At 71.6% G+C, this 15,751-nt stretch carries 10 protein-coding genes; 5 read left to right on the plus strand and 5 right to left on the minus strand.

All coding sequences use genetic code 11. The annotated features are described in order from the left end of the window. Nucleotides 1-334 precede the first annotated feature (334 nt). Complete coding sequence (locus ABZ795_RS16605; RefSeq protein ID WP_357530965.1) at nucleotides 335-3,235, minus strand: glycoside hydrolase family 48 protein; 2,901 nt, start codon at nucleotides 3,233-3,235, stop codon at nucleotides 335-337. A 948-nt stretch (nucleotides 3,236-4,183) separates the two neighbouring features. Here ABZ795_RS16605 and ABZ795_RS16610 point away from each other — a divergent pair. Together ABZ795_RS16610 and ABZ795_RS16615 are read left to right on the plus strand one after the other, a co-directional pair. Next, entirely contained in the window at nucleotides 4,184-5,677 is a 1,494-nt protein-coding gene (locus tag ABZ795_RS16610; RefSeq protein WP_357530966.1) for a GH1 family beta-glucosidase, read from the plus strand. Between the two features lie 120 nt (nucleotides 5,678-5,797). Next, nucleotides 5,798-7,024, plus strand: coding sequence for an MFS transporter (locus ABZ795_RS16615; RefSeq protein WP_357530967.1), 1,227 nt, complete (start codon nucleotides 5,798-5,800; stop codon nucleotides 7,022-7,024). Nucleotides 7,025-7,086: 62 nt separating this feature from the next. On the opposite strand, the gene ABZ795_RS16620 is transcribed toward ABZ795_RS16615, so the two are convergent. The 3 genes from ABZ795_RS16620 to ABZ795_RS16630 all read right to left on the minus strand — a co-directional run bounded on the left by ABZ795_RS16620 (nucleotide 7,087) and on the right by ABZ795_RS16630 (nucleotide 11,515). Then, nucleotides 7,087-7,500 carry a roadblock/LC7 domain-containing protein gene (locus ABZ795_RS16620; protein ID WP_327027061.1) on the minus strand — a complete coding sequence of 138 codons (414 nt, stop codon included), beginning with the start codon at nucleotides 7,498-7,500 and terminating at the stop codon, nucleotides 7,087-7,089. Nucleotides 7,501-7,505: 5 nt separating this feature from the next. After that, nucleotides 7,506-10,010, minus strand: coding sequence for a nitrate- and nitrite sensing domain-containing protein (locus ABZ795_RS16625; RefSeq protein WP_357530968.1), 2,505 nt, complete (start codon nucleotides 10,008-10,010; stop codon nucleotides 7,506-7,508). A gap of 119 nt (nucleotides 10,011-10,129) precedes the next feature. Continuing rightward, nucleotides 10,130-11,515 carry an FGGY family carbohydrate kinase gene (locus ABZ795_RS16630; protein ID WP_357530969.1) on the minus strand — a complete coding sequence of 462 codons (1,386 nt, stop codon included), beginning with the start codon at nucleotides 11,513-11,515 and terminating at the stop codon, nucleotides 10,130-10,132. Between the two features lie 255 nt (nucleotides 11,516-11,770). On the opposite strand from ABZ795_RS16630, the gene ABZ795_RS16635 reads away from it, so the two are divergent. After that, on the plus strand, nucleotides 11,771-13,684 hold the full coding sequence (locus tag ABZ795_RS16635) for an anthranilate synthase family protein (protein WP_357530970.1): 1,914 nt from the start codon (nucleotides 11,771-11,773) through the stop codon (nucleotides 13,682-13,684). 88 nt (nucleotides 13,685-13,772) lie between these two features. On the opposite strand, the gene wrbA is transcribed toward ABZ795_RS16635, so the two are convergent. Then, nucleotides 13,773-14,390 (minus strand): NAD(P)H:quinone oxidoreductase, encoded by a 618-nt coding sequence (wrbA, locus tag ABZ795_RS16640; protein WP_357530971.1) that lies wholly within the window; start codon nucleotides 14,388-14,390, stop codon nucleotides 13,773-13,775. A gap of 145 nt (nucleotides 14,391-14,535) precedes the next feature. Here wrbA and ABZ795_RS16645 point away from each other — a divergent pair, with 145 nt between their 5' ends. Together ABZ795_RS16645 and ABZ795_RS16650 are read left to right on the plus strand one after the other, a co-directional pair. After that, nucleotides 14,536-15,024: a GNAT family N-acetyltransferase gene (locus ABZ795_RS16645; protein ID WP_327025133.1), complete on the plus strand. Its 489-nt coding sequence runs from the start codon at nucleotides 14,536-14,538 to the stop codon at nucleotides 15,022-15,024. A 36-nt stretch (nucleotides 15,025-15,060) separates the two neighbouring features. Further along, a complete protein-coding gene (locus tag ABZ795_RS16650; RefSeq protein ID WP_357530972.1) occupies nucleotides 15,061-15,651 on the plus strand; it encodes an HAD-IA family hydrolase in 591 nt (196 codons plus the stop codon). The last annotated feature ends 100 nt before the right edge of the window (nucleotides 15,652-15,751 follow it).

Here is a 15,751-nt window from a genome sequence, read left to right on the forward strand (position 1 = left end):
TGACCGGCAGGCCGAACCCGCCGGTGCGCGAAGGCAGGGGTCGCGGCGACAAAAAGGGAGAGGCCGCCACGGGGGGAGCGGCCTCTCCGGTGATGTACGTTACTCCGTCCCCGGCGGTGTTGTTATCCCGGAACGGTGACTTTTTCCGCGATCTGCGCGGTGTGCCTGTCGGATCGGGGGGCGGTGGGGTGGGTCGACTTCTCCGCTGCGTCGGCCAGAGGGCCGACCCACCCCGGCCTGACCGTGGGCGTCAGGCCGCCGGCCGGTCCTGCCTCTACCCCCGAGGCCCGGCCGGAGCCTCCGGGTGGGTCACCGCCCACCCGGAGGACGTCGTTCAGCCGTTGGGGAACAGCTTCCCGTAGTCGGCGTACGCCATCGCGACGTCCGCCTGGGCCCAGAACCGGTGGTAACGGAACTCCGGCTCCGGCCCACCGTCGAGGTAGGCCTGGACCTTCGGCCACGCCGGGTCGTTCTTGTAGAACGACCGGATGTCGACGAAGCTCTTGCCCGGGGCGATCACGTCACCGTTGGGCATCCGACCGGTCCAGCCCTGCGGGATGTACAGGCCCTGCCCGGTGGAGGCGTCGTAGACGTCGTCGAAGCGCCGGTAGTCGCCACGCTTCTCCACGGTCGACACACCCTGGGCGTCGCTCTCGCCGTGCAGCGCGTCCAGCAGCCCCTTGGCGGTGTTCTTCGCCGCCACGTCGCCGGACTTGGCCGCGTACGCGATCAGGGTCCGGGCGTAGGAGGCGGCGATACCGACGTCCTGGCCCTTGGCGATCACCTCGACGTGCAGGTTGGTGTTCGGCTGCGGGTTGGTCGGGTTCCAGTTGTTGGGCTGGCCGGTCCACTTCAGATCGGCCGGGATGGACCAGTCCTCACCCAGGGTGGTGTTGGCGATGGCCCACGGCACCCACTTGTCCAGCAGGGCCTTGGCGCGGGCGTCGCCGCTGACCAGGTACAGCTCGGCGATGCGCTGCATCGACCAGGCCTGCATACCGAACCACTGGTTCGAGGGCGGGTCGTTGTAGACCGGGTCCTCGTCGTAGAACATGCCGTAGAAGGTGGCCGTGCCGGCCGGCGGCGTGCCGTAGTGCCCGCCCCAGCTGTTGGTCGCGCCACCGGCGATGCCACCCTCGGCCGACTGGAGCCAGGTGTAGAGCTCCAACTGCCGGGTGAGGCTGTTGTTCCAGTCCGCCGCCGCGGTCGACGAGCGCGGCTTGAGCTCGTTGACGTTGGTCAGCGCCCAGGCCGCGAACGGGTTCTGGTAGCCGAAGTGGCTGTGGCTGGAACCGATCCGCCACGACCAGTTCTGGCTGGTCTCGTACGCGCCGCCCCAGGCGTAGTACCAGGACAGCAGGTAGTGGGCGGACTCGCGGTTGTTACCGGCCGGGCACTGGGTGGCCCCGACGCAGTTGCCGACGCGCTTGAAGTACTTGTCGAACAGGGCGTACCGCAGGTAGTCACCCATCTTGGCGGCCTTGGTCACCGTGGCCGCCACGTCGGCCTGCTTGTTCTGCTCCTTGGCCCAGGTCAGGGCCCAGTAGGCGGCCTGCACGGCGCGGGCGTCGGCGTCCGGGGCGTTGGTGTACTTCCACTGCTTGGCCGGGGTGCCGGACTCCTTGATGAACAGGTCCAGGTAGCCGCTCGGGCCGCCGTGGGCGAAGGTGTCGCAGGAGGGATGCGGCACGGTCTCCCACACCGACTCCTGGGTGCCCCGCTGGAAGGTGTTGATGTACGCGGGGCGGGTGGTGCCGTTGCCGCAGCGGCCGAAGCCGTAGACGTTGTCCACGTCCAGCAGCCAGTGCATGCCGTAGATGCTGCCGGTGCCGTAGGTCTGCTGGAGTTCCGCGCGCAGCGGGTCCTTGCCGACCGGCACGTTCGCGTTCAGCTGCGACGGGTACTGATTGGGCAGGTCGTTCTCGGCCGCGTAGGTGGCGTCACCGGCGGAGCCAGCGGTCGGCTGGTCGGCCGTGGACGGGATGATGTAGGTCTCCATCACCGTCCAGGCGTTGTTGAACGGCGCCCAGTTCTGGGTGACCCGACCGTAGTACGCCTCCAGCCACAGCCAGAAGCTGAACGCCTCCGAGGTGGTCTGGTGACCGTGGTCGGGCGCCTCGACGATCAGGGTCTCGATCGAGTGGTAGGGCACCCCCTCCGGGCTGAAGTAGCCGGAGTTCTTGATTTTGCCGTACTGCTCGAGGAAGCGCTGGACGTACTCGCCGTCCCCGCCCGGCACGTCGTTGTCGATCTCGGTGACGGTGACCGTGGCCGGGGTGTGGCCGGTGGCCGACGCGGTGATCGTCGCGGTGCCGCCCACCGTGTCGGAGTCCTCGGCGGCCTGGACGGTCACGTTGACGCCGGTCTCCCAGTTGCTCGGGGTCAGGGTCACCGAGGTAGGCGAGACCGTGATGTCCGAGTCGCCGGTGCGGGCGAGGCTGGCCGCGACGTTGGCGGTGGGTGCCCGGTTCAGCTTGAGGTTGAAGGTGGCGCTGTCACCCTCGGGCACGCTGAGCGTAGTCGGGGTGGCCACCAGGGCCGGCGAGGTCGCGGCGGTCACGCTGAACGCCCGCTCGGCGATCGCCGACAGACCGCTGTTGTCGTACGCCCGGGCCTGCACGGTGTAGTCACCGGCCGGCAGGCTCTCCATGGTGTACGCGTACGGCGCGGTGGTGTCGGTGTTGACCAGCAGGCCGTTGCGGTAGAACTCGACCCGGGCGATCGTGCCGTCCGGGTCGCTGGCGGTGGCCGTCAGCGGCACGGTCGCCGGGGCCGTGAACGGCCCGGCGGGGATCGACAGGCTCACCGTCGGGGGCTGCGCGGTGACGCCGCCGCAGGTGACCCCGTTGACGGAGAACGAGGTGGGCTTGGGGTTGCTGCCGGTGTAGGAGCCGTTGAAGCCGATCGTGGTGCTGGCGCCGGTGGCCATGCTGCCGTTCCACGCCTCGTTGACGGCGGTGACCTCGTTGCCGCTCTGGCTCCACCGGGCCGACCAGCCGTTGGTCACCCGCTGGTTGCCGGGGAAGGCGAACCGCAGGGTCCAGCCGTTGACCGGGTCGCCGAGGTTCTTGAGGGTGATGTTGGCGGTGAAGCCGTTGCTCCAGTCGTTGGTCGTATAGACCACGTCGCAGGCCGGTGCGGCCTGTGCGGCGCCGGCGGGTACGGTCACCCCGCCGATCGCCAACGCCGCGGCGGCGAGCCACGCCAGGCGGCGGCGTCTTGCCAGATCTCTCATCTGCGCGGTGTCTCCTCGAACCAGGCCGGGTGCGGTGCCGCCCCGGCGAGACGTCTCGCAGACGAGAAGGACGCGAGACGTCGGTGGATGGTGGTGGCCGGCCGACCGGCCGGAACGCAGCAGCGGGAACGAGCTCCACACCACTGCGATCAGGGCGCCGTCCGGATCACCGGAAGCCCTCGGCGGCCCCACGCTCACGTCTACCTGGCTCCACGTGGTCGATCGACAGTGTGCCATGGAAGCGCTCCCAGCACCAGAGACCGCACTTCCGGAAGCACTCGGTTGTTTCGATCTCATTTTGGGGCTTTCACAAAGCCGTGACGGGCGTTACAGTCGCAGCAACGTCGATGGGAGCGCTTCCATCGACGGAGTTCCAAGCATTGGATTACCCGGCGCCGTGCCCACGGCAATGGGTACTAAGACCGCAGGCCGACGGCGGGCCAGCCCGGACACCGCCGTCAGCCGTCACCCCACGAGAAGTGAGGGGAGGTGGATCCTCAGCCACTCGCGTGGCCCGGCTCCCGCGCGACACGCACGACTGGGACGCCAATCCGCACGTGCGTGTACCGCAACATGGTGGGGACGGGGGTTGCCCTCCCCCGTCCCCACACTAAACCCCCGTTCACGATGGGAAAAGAGGCCGATCGGGTCAGACGCGCATCACCCGCGCGCCCCGCACGGCAGTAAGCCCCGCCCGCCGACCGTGCGCTGCCCCGCCGACCACCTCCGGGAGCACGCCGCCGGTCCGCCCGCGGAACTCGGCGTTCCCGGTCCCGCCACACCCGATGCCCGACCGGCCGACGCCAGAACCCTCACCTTGTCACCTCCGCCAACGCGGTCGTCCGTGATGCGTGACGATCATGCACCGGCGGCGGTCGCCTACCCTTTACCCTTCTTGGGAGCGCTCCCGAGGGGCGCCGGCGGCCACCCCACCCACGAGGAGAATCCATGTCGATGCTCACCAGGCGACACCTGCTGCGCCAAGCGGCGCTGTCGGCCACCGCCGTAACACCGGCCGGTGCCGCCCTGGGCGCGGTCGCCACCGCAGCCGGCGCCACCGCCCTCACCGGTTGCGCCACCGACGACGGCACCGCCCCCACCGATCCGGCCACCAGCGCCGCCGCCCGGTTGCAGTTCCCGGTGGACTTCGGCTGGGGCGCGGCCACCTCGGCGTACCAGATCGAAGGGGCCGCCAAGGAGGACGGCCGGGGCGAGTCGGTCTGGGACACCTTCAGCCGTACCCCCGGGCGCACCCGCAACGGCGACACCGGTGACGTCGCCGCCGATCACTACCACCGCTACGCCGAAGACCTCGATCTGATGCGCGACCTGGGGCTGCGCAGCTACCGGTTCTCCATCTCCTGGCCGCGCATCCAGCCCGACGGCAGCGGTGCCGCCAACCAACGTGGTCTCGACTTCTACCGCCGCCTGATCGACGGGCTGCACGAGCGGGGCATCTCCCCGATGGCCACCCTGTTCCACTGGGATCTGCCGCAGACCCTCCAGGACGCCGGCGGCTGGGAGTCCCGCGAAGTCGCCTACCGCTTCGCCGACTACGCCGCCACCCTCTTCGACGCCCTCGGCGACCGGGTGCCGGTCTGGCTCACCATCAACGAGCCCAAGACCGTGGTGCAGAACGGCTACCTGTACGGCCACCACGCCCCCGGCCGGCGGGATCCCGACGCCGCCTACCTGGTCGCCCACCACCTGCAGCTGGCCCACGGCCTCGCGGTGCAGGCGCTACGCGCCGAGGGCCGGGAGGGCCGCATCGGCCCGGCCTTCAACCTGCACCCCTGCTACCCCGCCGACGACTCCCCCGCCGCCGCCGAGGCCACCCGGCTGTACGACGGTTACGAGAACCGCCTCTACCTCGACTCGGCGCTCAAGGGCAGCTATCCCGAGGACGTCCTGGCCGACCTGGGGCCGGACAGCCGGATGGTGCGCGCCATCCGCGACGGCGACCTGGAGATCATCTCCTCGCCGGTCGACGTGCTCGCCGTGCAGTACTACACCCCGATCTACGTCACCGGCGGCGGCGGCACCACCCGCCGGTGGCCCACCTCCGAGGCCAGCTGGCAGCAGATCTACCCGGACGGGATGTACGACATCCTGACCCGGGTGACCCGCGACTACGGCCCGATCCCGCTGACCGTCACCGAGAACGGACTGCCCACCCCGGACGTCCTCGCCGCCGACGGCACCGTCGAGGACACCGGCCGGGTCACCTTCCTACGTGACCACCTGGCCGCCGCCCACCGCGCCATCACCGACGGGGTGCCGCTGGAGAGCTTCCACGTCTGGTCGCTGCTGGACAACTTCGAGTGGGCCGAGGGGTACGACCAGCGCTGGGGACTGATCTACATCGACTACCCCACCCAGCGGCGCGTACTCAAGCGCAGCGCCCACTGGTACCGCCAGGTAATCGCCGACAACGCGGTGTGAGTCCTGGGTGACGCGCCGGGCCGGCGTACGGATCAGCGCCGCCGGCCCGGCGCGTTGCGGGTGAGGATGCCGTCCAGGGTGGCGTCGGTGCCGGACGCGGGCTGCGCCTAGGCTCACGGGATGGATCGGAACCGACGATCGTTGGGCCGGCCGTTCTGGACGTTCTGGAGCGCAGCCGCACTGGCCAACCTCGGTGACGGCATCCGGGTGGCCGCCTTTCCGCTGCTGGCCGCGGCGCTCACCGACAACCCGCTGGCGGTCGCCGCCGTGGCCGCCGCCCAGTTCCTGCCCTGGCTGGTGTCCGGCCTGCTCGCCGGTGCCCTCGCCGACCGCCGTGGGGCCCGGAGCCTGCTCACCGTCGCCGACACCGGACGGGTCGTCGTGCTCGGCACGCTCGCCGCCGCGATCGCCCTCGACTGGGCGAGCATCGCCCTCGTGGTGGTCGCCGCCTTCCTACTCGGCATCGGCGAGACCATCCGCGACACGGCTGCCCAGACCGCCGTACCTCGGCTCGTCCCGGACGCTCAGTTGGAGAAGGCGAACGGGCGGCTGGTCGCCGGTGAGATCGTCGGCAACGAGTTCGTCGGCCCGCCGGTGGGGGCGCTGCTGTTCGTCGTCGGCGCCGCCATCCCGTTCGCGGTCAACGGCGCCACGCTCGCCCTGGCGGTGATGCTGGTGTTGTCGCTGCCGCTGACCCTGGCCCACCGGCCCCGCATCGACGACGAGGCGCAGGTCGCCGACGACGGTGTCCTGGCCGGCCTGCGCTGGCTGGTGCGCCAACCGATGCTGCGGACCCTGGTGCTGGTCACCGCCGCCGTGGCCGCCGCCGACACCGCCTGGTTCGCGATCTTCGTGCTCTACGCCCGCGAGGCCCTCGACCTCGGGGCGTTCGGCTTCGGACTACTGCTGGCCACCGGGGCGGCCGGCGGTCTGCTCGGCTCGTTCACCGCCGACCGGCTGATCACCCGGTTCCGCCACCGCACCGTACTCACCTGGTCGATGGCGACCACCGCGGGCGTACCGGTGCTGCTGGCGGTCGTCGCCGACCGGGCCGTGGCCGTGGTCGTGGTGGTCGCCACCAGCGCGGCGTTCGCCGTGCTCAACGTCGCCGCCCTGTCGGTACGGCAGCGGCTGGTGCCCGGCGGGTTGCTGGGTCGGGTCATCGCCGCTTCCCGCCTGGTCACCTACAGCTGTACGGCACTGGGCGCGCTGGCCGGCGGTGCCCTGGCCGCCCGCGCCGGTCTGGGTGCGCCGTTCGTGTTCAGCGGCGCGGTCGCCGTGGCCGCCACCGCAGCCTGGTGGCTCGCCTCCCGGCCGACCATGCCCGGCGCCCTCGGCCTGCGCTGATTCCGATGTTAAGAAGGGGCCCCGCTACTACCGCAGGCGTTAACAAGGGGCCCTTCCTTACCTCAGCGGGGCAGGGCCTGCTGGAGTTCGGCGCGCAGGGCCGGGGTCAACATCTCCCCGGCCTGCTTGGCCAGCCGGGCCATCTCGTAGCCCACCACCCCGATGTCGGCCTCCGCCCCGGCCAGGGTGGCCAGGATCGAGCCGTCCCGGATCTGCATCACCAGGAAGTAGCCGCGACCCATCTCGACCACGGTCTGCTTGACCACGTCACCGTCGAACATCTGGGCCGCACCGGCGGTGATGCTCATCAGGCCCGAGGTCACCGCGGCCAGCTTGTCCGCGTGGTCGCGCGGCAGATGGTCGGAGATCGCGACCAGCAGCCCGTCGGAGGACACCACCACGGCGTGCGCCACACCGGGCACCCGTTGCGTGAACCCGCTGACCAGCCAGCTCAGGTCCCGGGCCTCCTGAGACAACGTTGTCACTTGAGTCCTCCCTCACTCCACGTCCCCGGTGGTGGTACCGGTATTTCGGTGGTCTCCTCGGCCTCGGCCCGTCGCACACCGCTGTACAACTTCGACAACATGCCGCCGACCGCCTCCGGGTCCGGGTCGTGCCGGGTGCTCTGCTGCTGGCCGGGACGGGCCGGCTGGGTGACGGACTGCAACTGCGCCATCGGCACCCGCATCGGCAGTCCCCGGGCGTTGGTGCCCGCCGTCACCGGCACCTCCGGCGGTGCCTCGCCACCGGCGGAGCTCGCCGGTGCGGGCCCCTCCCGGGACCACCACCCGCCGCCGCCGGACGCCGGGACCGCCACCGGGGGGAGTACGTTCTCCGCGCGTACCGGCACGGGGTGTGCCTGTCGGGGCACCGTGGCCGGTCGCCGCCCGGCCACCGGCAGCTCCATCGGAGCGTCGCCGATCTGCGCCGGCGGCGCCGACCGGGGTACCGGGAGCGGACGCTGGGGTGCGAAGGGTTCCAACTCCGACGACGGCGACGCCAGCAGGGCACCCGGCAGCCGGACCCGGGCCACCAGCCCGCCGGTTCCGCCGTGCAACCGCACCTCGATGCCGTGCCGGGCGGCCAGATGGCTGACCACGAACAGACCCATCCGCTCGACCGTCGCCACGTCCGCCGCGGGCGGGGTGGCCAGCACGGCGTTGGCCTCGGCCAGTGCGGTCTGGCTCATCCCCAGGCCCTGGTCGGCGATCTCGATGGTCGCCCCGTTGCCCTCCTGACGGGCCATGACCCGCACCAGCGTGTCGGGGCGGGAGAAGGCGGTGGCGTTCTCCAGCAACTCGGCGAGCAGGTGCACCACCTCGCCGACGGCGTGGCCCACCAGATGCAGGTCGGCCACCTCCACGTAGCTCACCCGCTGGTACTGCTCGATCTCCGCGCTGGCGGCCAACAGCACCGCGTTCAACCCGATCGGCCGGTTCCACCGGCGGGTCGATTCCGTGCCGGCCAGCACCAGCAGGCTCTCGTCGTTACGGCGCATCCGGGCCGCTAGATGGTCCAGCTTGAACAGGTTCTCCAGCTGGTCCGGGTCGTTCTCCTCGCGTTCCAGGTCGTCGAGCAGTTCCAGTTGCCGCTCCACCAGCACCTGGCTGCGCCGGGCCAGGTTGACGAACATCGCGTTGACGTTGCGCCGCATGTTGGCCTGCTCGACGGCCACCCCGACCGCGCTGCGGTGCACCGCGACGAAGGCCTCGGCCAGTTCGCCGATCTCGTCGAGGGACCGCACCACCGCCGGGGCCACCTCGATGTGGGGTACGCCGCCGGAGACCGAGCGCAGCCGGGCCAGCGCGTCCGGCAGCTCGACCTGCGCGATGTTCAACGCCTGGGAGCGCAGCATGCGGATCGACCTGGCCAGCGAACGGCCGATGAGCACCGAGATCAGTACGGCCACCAGCAGCACCGTGATGATCACACCGACCATCAGCAGGGTCTCCCGCCACTGGGTGTCGCTGGCCGTCTCGGCCTGTGCGGCCGAGTCCTCCAGCACCCCGGCCTCGAACTCCCGCAGCAGATCGTGGCGTACCTCGCTGAAGGTCCACCAGTCGTCGTCCGGCAGCAGGGTCAGGGCGGTCGGGTCCTGGGTCAGCGCCCGTTCCTCCAGCCGGGCGGCCTGGACGAAGGCGTCGTGCTGACTCATCCGGTCGTAACGGGTCACCTGGGCGTGGCTGGCCGCGATGCGGAAGGTGCCCAGGGCGGTCTGCTGGCGGGCCCGCAGGTCGTTTATCTGTGCCCGGTCGTTGGACTCGTACCCGCCGCTGCGGGCCGCCGCATAGAGTTCCGCGCGTACCCGCGAGGTGAGTTCCTTGGCCCGGGCGAACTGCACGTAGCGGGCCACCGCCTCGGACAGGTCCGGCCGCTCCGCGCCGGGGGCGGGCTGGGAGAGCAGGGTGAGCAGGGCGTCCACCGCCCGGTTGTAGTTGCCCAGGATGGTGTCGTTGCTCAACACCACAGTGGTCGTGACGCTGCGCATGTAGCCGACCTGCTGGTATGCCTGGTACGCCACCGTGAAGGCGTCCTGCCAGGCGGCGTCCCCCCTGCCCACCGGCTCGGCCACCCGGCGCAGCGCCTGGGCCGCCTGGTCGGTGTCGGCGCGGTAGGGGGCCAGGGTTGCGGTCACCTGGCCGGTCTCCTCCTCGGAGGCGGCGGCCCGCATGGCGGGCAGCTCACCGACCGTACGGTCGCGCTCCTGCTGCAACCGGTGCACCAGTTCGGCGATCTCCTGCCCGATGCCCACCTGGGCGGAGAAGTCACTCAGGGTGTTGGCCTGGCTGACCAGGTTCTGGGTCTGCACCCCTGCCAGGACCAGGAAGGCCACCGACGGGATCACCAGTACGGTGGCGAGCTTGGTCCGCATCCGCCAGTCGTGGATGCGCAGGGCGGAACGACGACGGTGGGGCACCACCCGGACATCGAACCGACGCCGACGATGCTGTGACACCGTCGGGTCCTGGTCCGGTCCTGTCCCCACCGCTCCTCCTCCCGCGCGTCCACCGCCGCCCGGGGAGCGTCGTCCATCCAACCAGGCCCCGGACCAGTGTCAACGTCCTGCCCTCACGTTGGTTCAGGAGTGCACCGCCGGGCGTCACCCTATGCCGTGCCCGCCGGGGAGTGATCATCCGTCTGGCCGATGTCGGTCAACGCGACGGCGTCGGCGATTCGGCCACAGGCCACCAGTGCGGCACCGGTGGCCCCGATCTCGGGGTGCCGTCCGAACCACACCTGTCGGGGTGCCAGCACCTCGGCGAAGGCCGCGCGCCACCAGGGGGAGGCGGCCATCGCCCCGCCCCCGAGGACCACCTCCACCGGTGCGGAGACTGTGGACTCCAGGGCGGCCAGGTCATCGACGACCTGGTCGCACACTCCGTACATCAGTCCGGCCAGCAGTTGCACCGCGGTGGTGTGGAAGCTCAGGCCGCCCAGCTCACCCGCGCCGGCCCGGCGGCCGCCCGGCGGGCGGTCACCGCCGAAGGCCACACTGACCGGACGCCGGTCCGCCGGCCCCAACTGACTCAGCGCCGCCTCCAGGGCCGGGCCCTGCGGGAGCCGCAGTTCCCGGTCGGCCCAGGCGAACAGGTTCCCCCCGGCGGAGTAGGCCGCCCCGGTGACCACATGATCGTGATCGACGCGGTACCGCCACAGGTTCGGGGGCAGGGGTGCCAGCGGCGCGTGGGCCGGCATCCGCTGGAGCAGCCGTACCGCCGAGGAGGTGCCCACGGTCACGGCCGCCCGGGTGTGGTCGATGCAGCCGGAGCCGACGTTGGAGGCGGCACCGTCACCGGTCGGTGGGGCCCACCGCGCCCGCGCCAGGCCCGGCCAGCGGCCGGCGTACGCCGAGCGCAGCCGTCCCTGCCAGTACGCCGGTGCCAGCTTCGGCAGGCTGTCGCGGCTCACCCCGGCCAGGGCGCAGGCCTCCGGATCCCAGTCGAGGGTACGCAGATCGAGCAGGCCGGTGCCGGAGGCCTGGGACAACGACATCGGGGCCTCGTCGAGCAGTTGACTCAGGGCGTACTCGACCAGGCCGGTGAACCCGGCCACCGGGCTGCCGCAGTGGGCCCGCAGCCAGGGCAGCCGCACCGACCAGTAGCAGCGGTGCCACCAGGTGCCGGTCCGTTGGTGGTAGGCGTGGGCGTCGGCCGGGCCGGTCAGGGTGGCCGGCGGCTCGGCCCGGGTGTCCATCCAGGTGAGGACCGGCCCCAGGGGATGGCCGTCGGCGCCCAGGGGCAGCACGGAGTGCCACTGGGCACTGACCGCCACCACCTCGATCTCGTGCAGCCATCCCTGCTCGCTCAACTCGTCCAGGCACTCCAGCAGACAGGCCAGGTAGCCGCGCGCGTCGAGGGTGCCGGTGCCGTCGTCGTCGACCGTCAGCTCGATCTTGCGGCGGGCCAAGGCCCCCGGCACCGGCTGAAGGTCGCCGTCCAGCACGAGCCCCCGCACCGAGGAGGTGCCCAGGTCCAGCCCCAGAATGCTCATCGCCGATCAACGTACCCGCTGGTTCCGCGGCGGCAACCTCACCGGGCACCCGGGTACGCCGATCGGCTTCCCCACCGCCGGTTCCGCGCGTAAGGTGAGCGCATGCTTGCGCGACTGTCCTGCTGGTGGCCCGCCGACCCGGCGGCCCACTTCCGCGCCTAGCTTCACCCGCGGCCGCCCGACGAGGCGGCCGCCGGTCCACTCTCCCGGCCCCCGGGCCGCCTCCTACGGCGGCACCCGGCCCGAGGAGAACCGATGACACCGCTGACCGACCTGCTGACCGCCCTCGCCGAAGGCGTCGATCCGGGCCCTTTCGCCCTGATCCGCCGCGAGGGTGCCGAGCATCTGGACCTGTTCACCGGCCCGGTGGGCACGGTCGACCGGCTCGCCGACATTCCGTTACCGGCCGGGCCGCCCGGCCCGGCCACCCTGGCTCTGGTGCCCTTTCGGCAGGTGGCCGAGCGCGGCTTCGCCTGCCGGGACGATGGAGTGCCGCTGGAGTGCCTGCGCATCGACAGCCGGGTACGGCTGCCCCTGGCCGAGGCCCTGGCGGCCCTGCCCGAGGGCCCGGTACGCACCACCGAGGCGGCCTTCGACATCGGCGACGACGAGTACGCCGACATCGTGGCCCGGGTGCTCGCCGAGGAGATCGGCCGCGGCGAGGGGGCCAACTTCGTCATCCACCGCACCCTGCACGCCCGGGTGCAGGGTGCACCGCTGGCCGCCGCGCTGGCCGCGATGCGGTCCCTGCTGCTGCGCGAGCGCGGGGCGTACTGGACCTTCGTGGTGCACACCGGCACCCGCACCCTGGTCGGGGCCAGCCCGGAACGGCACGTCAGCGTCGAGGACGGGCTGGTCATGATGAACCCGATCAGCGGCACCTTCCGGCACACCGGGGTCGCGGCCGACCGGGCCGCCCTGCTGCGGTTCCTCGCCGACACCAAGGAGGTCGAGGAGCTGTACATGGTCCTCGACGAGGAACTGAAGATGATGGCGACCGTGGCCGAGCACGGCGGCCAGGTGGTCGGGCCGTACCTGAAGGAGATGTCCCACCTGGCGCACACCGAGTACCTGCTGGCCGGTCGCGGTTCCCGGGACGTCCGCGAGGTGCTTAGGGAGACCATGTTCGCCCCCACGGTGACCGGCAGCCCGATGGAGAACGCCTGTCGGGTGATCGCCCGGCACGAGAGCACCGGCCGCCGCTACTACGCCGGGGTGCTGGCCCTGCTGGGGCAGGACGACACCGGCCGGCAGACCCTCGACGCGCCGATCCTCATCCGTACCGCCGAGATCACCCCGGACGGTGCCCTGCGGGTGCCGGTCGGGGCCACCCTGGTGCGTCACTCCACCCCGGCGGCCGAGGTCGCCGAGACCCATGCCAAGGCCGCCGGGGTGCTGGCCGCCCTGGGCCTGGGGCCGCAGGCACCGACCACCGGCACCGGCCCGGTGCGCCGGCTGGCCGACGATCCTGAGGTACGCGCGGCGCTGGCCGCCCGCAACGCGCCGCTGTCCCGGTTCTGGCTGGACCAGCGACCGCCGGGGGCCCTCGCCGTGCCCGGGTTGACCGGCCGCCGGGCCCTGATCGTCGACGGGGAGGACACCTTCACCGGGATGCTGGCGCACCAGTTGGGGGCGCTGGGGCTGGCGGTGACCGTGGCGCCCTGGCACACCGCCCCGCCGGTCGCCGGGTACGACCTGGTGGTGGTCGGCCCCGGCCCCGGCGACCCGAACGGCGACACCCCGAAGATGCGCAGTCTGCGCGGCCTGCTCGGCACCCTGCTGGACGACGGTCGACCGACCCTGGCGGTCTGCCTGGGTCATCAACTGCTGGCCGGGCTGCTCGGGTTGCCGGTGGACCGCCGGGCCGCGCCCTACCAGGGGCTGCAACGAACGGTGCCGGTGTTCGGCACCCTCCGACGGCTGGGCTTCTACGCCACCTTCACCGCCCGGGCCGCCAGAGGCCGTCAGGACAGCCCGTACGGTCCGGTCGAGCTGGCCTGGGACGAGACCGACGGGGCGGTGCACGCCCTGCGCGGCCGGGGCTTCGCCGGGGTGCAGTTCCACCCGGAGTCCGTGCTCAGTCCGGACGGCCTGGCCGTGCTGGCCGACCTGCTGGCGGAGCTGCTGCCGGCACCGGCCGGTGAGCTGTCCCCCGCCGGACAGGCATAGCGGCCCCGATCGGGGGTAGCGCTGGAGACAGGACCGGTGGACCGGGCGGGTTTGAGAGCCCTCGCCCGGGCCACCGGTCCGCCGACTGTCAGCCGGCCAGGCCCTGCTTGACGGCCGCGCCGATCTGCACCGCCCGCTTGGCGGTCAGGGCCGTAGCGGCCAGGGCGATGTCGTCCGGTGCGGTCTCGCCGTTGTTGCTGACGTGCGAGGCGCCGTACGGGTTGCCGGCGACGAACTGGCTGGGGTCGGTGTAGCCGGGCGTGACCACGATCCCGCCCCAGTGGTAGAAGACGTTGAACAAGGACAGCAGGGTCGACTCCTGCCCACCGTGTTTGGTGGCGGTGGAGGTGAAGGCCGAGTAGACCTTGTTGGCCAGCGCGCCATTGGCCCACAGCGGCCCGGTGGTGTCGATGAACTGCTTGAGCTGGGCGGCGATCATGCCGTACCGGGTGGGCGAGCCGAAGATGACCACGTCGGCCCAGCTGAGATCGTCCGGCTGGGCCTCCTCGACGTGCTGGGTCTCCAGGTGGTGGGCCGACCATCCCGCGTTGGACCGGATCGCCTCGTCCGGTGCCAGCTCCCGCACCTTGCGCAGGCGTACCTCCGCCCCCGCGTCGCCCACGGCCTCGCAGGCCGCCTGAGCCATCTGATAGGTGATGCCGGTAGCGCTGTAATAGATCACCGCTACCTTGACCTGTGCCGCCATCACGCGTCCTTCCTGCCTCGGGGTTAGCTTCGGCGTCTACCCGATGCTTGCGCCGACAAACACCGGGGTTGTCCACCGGTCGACGGACAAGGGCCACCGGGACCTGCGTACCTCGGGGCGGGTGTCGTCTGACATCCTCGCGGCCATGGAGATCAGGATCGCGACGGCCGCGGACTGGCCGGGCATCTGGCCCTTCCTGCGCGACATCGTCGCGGCCGGGGAGACGTACACCTGGCCCCGCGAGGTAGGTGAGGAACAGGCCCGCGGCATGTGGCTGGTGTCCCCACCCGGTCGTACGGTGGTCGCGGTCGATTCCGACGGCACCGTGCTCGGCACGGCGAAGCTGACCCCCAACCAGTTGGGCCCCGGCGACCATGTGGCCAACGCCAGCTTCATGGTGGCCCCCTGGGCCTCTGGGCGGGGCATCGGCCGGGCCCTGGGCGCTCACGTGCTCGACCTGGCCCGCGCGGACGGCTACCGGGGGATGCAGTTCAACGCCGTGGTGGCCGGCAACACCCGGGCGGTGGCCCTGTGGCGCTCACTCGGGTTCGAAGTGGTCGGGCGGATCCCGGAGGGCTTCCGGCGTCCCGACGACAGCTATGTCGACCTGCTGGTGATGTACCAGCGGCTCTGATCCAGGGGCTTCCTCAAGGCCGGATAGCCTGGGCGCGTGATGCTTCCCCTGCCCACCGGCGACTTCCAGGCGTACCTGTTCGACTGCGACGGCACCATCGTCGACTCGATGCCCCAGCACTACACCGCGTGGCGGCAGGCCCTGGACGAGTGGGGCTGCCACTTCCCCGAGGAGTTGTTCTACGCCTGGGCGGGTCGACCCACCGCCGACATCGTGGTCGCCCTCAACGAGCAGCAGCGGCTGAACATGCCCCTGGAGGCGGTCATCGCCCGGCGGGAGGCGCTCTACCAGCAGCTGCTGCCCACCGCGGCCGGCATCCCCGGGGTGCTGCACCACATCGACGACGCGCACGGCCGGATCCCCTTCGCGGTGGTCTCCGGCAGCACCCGCGAGGCGGTCACCGCCTCCCTGGGCGCCCTGGGCATCCTCGACCGGTTCGAGGTGCTGGTCTGCGCCGGTGACTACACCCGACCCAAGCCCGACCCGGAGCCCTTCCTGCGCGCCGCCGAGCTGCTCGGCGTACCCCCGCAGGCCTGCCTGGTCTTCGAGGACGCCGACCTGGGCATCGAAGCCGCCACGGCGGCCGGCATGGCGGCGGTCCGGGTGCCGCAGCCCCGCCAGGGCTGAGCGGTACGGCTCGCGCCTTTACTCAAGAGTTCCGCAAGGTGCCCGACACATGGTTCTCGGCCGCAGTGGAAAGCGCCATCCTGAGAAGACCGCTGCCGGC

The sequence above is a fragment of the Micromonospora sp. NPDC047134 genome (assembly GCF_040643455.1).
Lineage (GTDB): Bacteria > Actinomycetota > Actinomycetes > Mycobacteriales > Micromonosporaceae > Micromonospora.

Bases quoted from the DNA above. Each gene is read 5' to 3' on its own strand.
- ABZ795_RS16605 (WP_357530965.1), bottom strand. From the start codon at position 3,235: ATGAGAGATCTGGCAAGACGCCGCCGCCTGGCGTGGCTCGCCGCCGCG.
- ABZ795_RS16610 (WP_357530966.1), top strand. From the start codon at position 4,184: ATGTCGATGCTCACCAGGCGACACCTGCTGCGCCAAGCGGCGCTGTCG.
- ABZ795_RS16615 (WP_357530967.1), top strand. From the start codon at position 5,798: ATGGATCGGAACCGACGATCGTTGGGCCGGCCGTTCTGGACGTTCTGG.
- ABZ795_RS16630 (WP_357530969.1), bottom strand. From the start codon at position 11,515: ATGAGCATTCTGGGGCTGGACCTGGGCACCTCCTCGGTGCGGGGGCTC.
- ABZ795_RS16635 (WP_357530970.1), top strand. From the start codon at position 11,771: ATGACACCGCTGACCGACCTGCTGACCGCCCTCGCCGAAGGCGTCGAT.
- wrbA (WP_357530971.1), bottom strand. From the start codon at position 14,390: ATGGCGGCACAGGTCAAGGTAGCGGTGATCTATTACAGCGCTACCGGC.
- ABZ795_RS16645 (WP_327025133.1), top strand. From the start codon at position 14,536: ATGGAGATCAGGATCGCGACGGCCGCGGACTGGCCGGGCATCTGGCCC.